This is a genomic window from Mycolicibacter algericus DSM 45454, from assembly GCF_002086455.1.
GTDB classification, from domain to species: domain Bacteria; phylum Actinomycetota; class Actinomycetes; order Mycobacteriales; family Mycobacteriaceae; genus Mycobacterium; species Mycobacterium algericum.
Map to the genome: position 1 here is coordinate 1 of NZ_MVHC01000062.1, position 5360 is coordinate 5360.

Sequence of the window (5360 nt, forward strand, 5' to 3'; positions counted from 1 at the left end):
GGCGCCCCGTGTTGGGGGTGTGGTGTTGTTTTTGTCGGTTTTTCGGAACTGATGTTTTCAGGATTGTTCTGAACGTTTTTTGTTTGGAGAGTTTGATCCTGGCTCAGGACGAACGCTGGCGGCGTGCTTAACACATGCAAGTCGAACGGAAAGGCCCTTTCGGGGGTACTCGAGTGGCGAACGGGTGAGTAACACGTGGGTGATCTGCCCTGCACTCTGGGATAAGCCTGGGAAACTGGGTCTAATACCGGATAGGACCATGGGATGCATGTTCTGTGGTGGAAAGCTTTTGCGGTGTGGGATGGGCCCGCGGCCTATCAGCTTGTTGGTGGGGTGATGGCCTACCAAGGCGACGACGGGTAGCCGGCCTGAGAGGGTGTCCGGCCACACTGGGACTGAGATACGGCCCAGACTCCTACGGGAGGCAGCAGTGGGGAATATTGCACAATGGGCGCAAGCCTGATGCAGCGACGCCGCGTGGGGGATGACGGCCTTCGGGTTGTAAACCTCTTTCAGTATCGGCGAAGCTCCGTGGTTTTCTGCGGGGTGACGGTAGGTACAGAAGAAGCACCGGCCAACTACGTGCCAGCAGCCGCGGTAATACGTAGGGTGCGAGCGTTGTCCGGAATTACTGGGCGTAAAGAGCTCGTAGGTGGTTTGTCGCGTTGTCCGTGAAAACTCACAGCTCAACTGTGGGCGTGCGGGCGATACGGGCAGACTGGAGTACTGTAGGGGAGACTGGAATTCCTGGTGTAGCGGTGGAATGCGCAGATATCAGGAGGAACACCGGTGGCGAAGGCGGGTCTCTGGGCAGTAACTGACGCTGAGGAGCGAAAGCGTGGGGAGCGAACAGGATTAGATACCCTGGTAGTCCACGCCGTAAACGGTGGGTACTAGGTGTGGGTTTCCTTCCTTTAGGGATCCGTGCCGTAGCTAACGCATTAAGTACCCCGCCTGGGGAGTACGGCCGCAAGGCTAAAACTCAAAGGAATTGACGGGGGCCCGCACAAGCGGCGGAGCATGTGGATTAATTCGATGCAACGCGAAGAACCTTACCTGGGTTTGACATGCACAGGACGACTGCAGAGATGTGGTTTCCCTTGTGGCCTGTGTGCAGGTGGTGCATGGCTGTCGTCAGCTCGTGTCGTGAGATGTTGGGTTAAGTCCCGCAACGAGCGCAACCCTTGTCTCATGTTGCCAGCACGTGATGGTGGGGACTCGTGAGAGACTGCCGGGGTCAACTCGGAGGAAGGTGGGGATGACGTCAAGTCATCATGCCCCTTATGTCCAGGGCTTCACACATGCTACAATGGCCGGTACAAAGGGCTGCGATGCCGTGAGGTTTAGCGAATCCTTTAAAGCCGGTCTCAGTTCGGATCGGGGTCTGCAACTCGACCCCGTGAAGTCGGAGTCGCTAGTAATCGCAGATCAGCAACGCTGCGGTGAATACGTTCCCGGGCCTTGTACACACCGCCCGTCACGTCATGAAAGTCGGTAACACCCGAAGCCGGTGGCCTAACCCTTGGGAGGGAGCCGTCGAAGGTGGGATCGGCGATTGGGACGAAGTCGTAACAAGGTAGCCGTACCGGAAGGTGCGGCTGGATCACCTCCTTTCTAAGGAGCACCATGATTCCCCCGTACCTCACATGGGTGAGGGTGATGCGGTTGGGAGAGTTTGTGCCGGCGCCTGTAGTGGGTGGTCGGTGGTGCAGAGGAATTACGAACAACAACAAGTGAAGACACCAACCGCCAGCAGCCTTGTGCTTCTGGTGGCCGGCTTTCGGGTTGGGCACACTGTTGGGTCCTGAGGCAACAGGCCTGTTTGTGCCCCCGTGTGGGGGTGGGTGTGTTGTCGCTCCATCTTGGTGGTGGGGTGTGGTGTTTGTTTTGTGGATAGTGGTTGCGAGCATCTAGCAAGCAGGCCTTGTGGTCTGTTTGTTTTTGCAATTTTTTGTTTCTTGGTTTTTGTGTTTGTAAGTGTGTAAGGGCGCATGGTGGATGCCTTGGCATCGAGAGCCGATGAAGGACGTGGGAGGCTGCGATATGCCTCGGGGAGCTGTCAACCGAGCGTGGATCCGAGGATGTCCGAATGGGGAAACCCGGCATCAGTGATGTGGTGTCACCCTCCGGTGAATGTATAGCCGGTGGGGAGGTAACGCGGGGAAGTGAAACATCTCAGTACCCGTAGGAAGAGAAAACAATTGTGATTCCGTGAGTAGTGGCGAGCGAAAGCGGAGGATGGCTAAACCGTATGCATGTGATACCGGGTAGGGGTTGTGTGTGCGGGGTTGTGGGAGTGTTGTGTCCGGGTCTACCTTGCCTGGAGGGCAGTGAGAAAGTGTTGTGGTTAGCGGAAGTGGCCTGGGATGGTCTGCCGTAGACGGTGAGAGCCCGGTACGTGAAAACCCGATACCTGCCTTGCGATGATTTCCCGAGTAGCAGCGGGCCCGTGGAATCTGCTGTGAATCTGCCGGGACCACCCGGTAAGCCTGAATACTTCTCGATGACCGATAGCGGACGAGTACCGTGAGGGAATGGTGAAAAGTACCCCGGGAGGGGAGTGAAATAGTACCTGAAACCATGTGCCTACAATCCGTCAGAGCCTTCCCTTTTGGGGTGGGGTGATGGCGTGCCTTTTGAAGAATGAGCCTGCGAGTCACCGGCACGTCGCGAGGTTAACCCGGGTGGGGTAGCCGTAGCGAAAGCGAGTCTGAATAGGGCGTATCGCATCCGTTGGGGTGTGTGTAGTGGCGTGTTGTGGACCCGAAGCGGAGTGATCTACCCATGGCCAGGGTGAAGCGCGGGTAAGACCGCGTGGAGGCCCGAACCCACTTAGGTTGAAGACTGAGGGGATGAGTTGTGGGTAGGGGTGAAAGGCCAATCAAACTCCGTGATAGCTGGTTCTCCCCGAAATGCATTTAGGTGCAGCGTTGCGTGTTTCTCACTGGAGGTAGAGCTACTGGATGGCCGATGGGCCCTACTAGGTTACTGACGTCAGCCAAACTCCGAATGCCGGTGAGTCAAAGCGTGGCAGTGAGACGGCGGGGGATAAGCTCCGTGCGTCGAGAGGGAAACAGCCCAGATCGCCGGCTAAGGCCCCTAAGCGTGTGCTAAGTGGAAAAGGATGTGCAGTCGCGAAGACAACCAGGAGGTTGGCTTAGAAGCAGCCACCCTTGAAAGAGTGCGTAATAGCTCACTGGTCAAGTGATTGTGCGCCGATAATGTAGCGGGGCTCAAGCACACCGCCGAAGCCGCGGCAATCCGTGAGGATTGGGTAGGGGAGCGTCCTGCATCCGGTGAAGCCACAGAGTGATCTAGTGGTGGAGGGTGTGGGAGCGAGAATGCAGGCATGAGTAGCGATGAGGCAAGTGAGAACCTTGCCCGCCGAAAGACCAAGGGTTCCTGGGCCAGGCCAGTCCTCCCAGGGTGAGTCGGGACCTAAGGCGAGGCCGACAGGCGTAGTCGATGGACAACGGGTTGATATTCCCGTACCCGTGTGTGGGCGTCCCTGATGAATCAGCGGTACTAACCACCCAAATGGCAGAGGATCTGATCCCTTCGGGGTGAAGACGTCTGCCGGCTGCGTGGGACCTTCGTTGGTAGTAGTCAAGCGATGGGGTGACGCAGGAAGGTAGCCGTACCAGTCAGTGGTAATACTGGGGTAAGCCGGTAGGAAGAGATCTAGGCAAATCCGGGTCTCATATATTCCGAGAGGTGATGCATAGCCAAATGTGGCGAATTCGGTGATCCTATGCTGTCGAGAAAAGCCTCTAGCGAGCACGCACACGGCCCGTACCCCAAACCAACACAGGTGGTCAGGTAGAGAATACCAAGGCGTACGAGTGAACTATGGTTAAGGAACTCGGCAAAATACCCCCGTAACTTCGGGAGAAGGGGGACCCTCATACCGTCATGGCCTTCGCGGCCGGCAGCGGGAGGGGGTCGCAGAAACCAGTGAGAAGCGACTGTTTACTAAAAACACAGGTCCGTGCGAAGTCGCAAGACGATGTATACGGACTGACGCCTGCCCGGTGCTGGAAGGTTAAGAGGACCGGTTAACCCCTTCGGGGGTGAAGCTGAGAATTTAAGCCCCAGTAAACGGCGGTGGTAACTATAACCATCCTAAGGTAGCGAAATTCCTTGTCGGGTAAGTTCCGACCTGCACGAATGGCGTAACGACTTCTCAACTGTCTCAACCATAGACTCGGCGAAATTGCATTACGAGTAAAGATGCTCGTTACGCGCGGCAGGACGAAAAGACCCCGGGACCTTCACTATAGCTTGGTATTGATGTTCGATGCGGTTTGTGTAGGATAGGTGGGAGACTGTGAAACCCGCACGCCAGTGTGGGTGGAGTCGTTGTTGAAATACCACTCTGATCGTATTGGACCTCTAACCTCGAACCATGAAGCTGGTTCAGGGACAGTGCCTGGTGGGTAGTTTAACTGGGGCGGTTGCCTCCTAAAATGTAACGGAGGCGCCCAAAGGTTCCCTCAACCTGGACGGCAATCAGGTGTTGAGTGTAAGTGCACAAGGGAGCTTGACTGTAAGACTGACACGTCAAACAGGGACGAAAGTCGGGACTAGTGATCCGGCACCCCCGAGTGGAAGGGGTGTCGCTCAACGGATAAAAGGTACCCCGGGGATAACAGGCTGATCTTCCCCAAGAGTCCATATCGACGGGATGGTTTGGCACCTCGATGTCGGCTCGTCGCATCCTGGGGCTGGAGCAGGTCCCAAGGGTTGGGCTGTTCGCCCATTAAAGCGGCACGCGAGCTGGGTTTAGAACGTCGTGAGACAGTTCGGTCTCTATCCGCCGCGCGCGTCAGAATCTTGAGGAAACCTGTCCCTAGTACGAGAGGACCGGGACGGACGAACCTCTGGTATACCAGTTGTTCCACCAGGAGCACGGCTGGATGGCCACGTTCGGACAGGATAACCGCTGAAAGCATCTAAGCGGGAAACCCACTCCAAGACCAGGATTCTCACCCATTTCAGTGGGATAAGGCCCCCCGCAGACCACGGGATCGATAGACCAGACCTGGAAGCACCGCAAGGTGTGCAGGGAACTGGCACTAACCGGCCGAAAACTTACCAACACACAACAAACAAAATAATTGTCGTGTTGCCCGCAACCACACACCACAAAACATAGAGAACCCACACCCCACCACCAAACACAAACAATGGTGACACCAGGTGCCGGCCACCAGCCCGCACCCACACAAAAAAATAGAGTTACGGCGGACATAGCGACAGGGAAACGCCCGGTCCCATCCCGAACCCGGAAGCTAAGCCTGTCAGCGCCGATGATACTGCCCAACCGGGTGGAAAAGTAGGACACCGCCGAACACAACATA

General features: G+C 56.5%; 3 rRNA genes. All 3 read left to right on the forward strand.

The window, feature by feature from the left end:
* The first annotated feature begins 80 nt into the window (after nucleotides 1-80).
* The 3 genes from BST10_RS21955 (at nucleotide 81) to rrf (ending at nucleotide 5352) form a co-directional block, all read left to right on the forward strand.
* Nucleotides 81-1614, forward strand: a 16S ribosomal RNA gene (locus tag BST10_RS21955).
* 357 nt (nucleotides 1615-1971) lie between these two features.
* A 23S ribosomal RNA gene (locus tag BST10_RS21960) occupies nucleotides 1972-5099 on the forward strand.
* Nucleotides 5100-5239: 140 nt separating this feature from the next.
* Nucleotides 5240-5352: ribosomal RNA gene (rrf, locus tag BST10_RS21965) — 5S ribosomal RNA — on the forward strand.
* Together the 16S, 23S and 5S rRNA genes form the textbook arrangement of a ribosomal RNA operon.
* The last annotated feature ends 8 nt before the right edge of the window (nucleotides 5353-5360 follow it).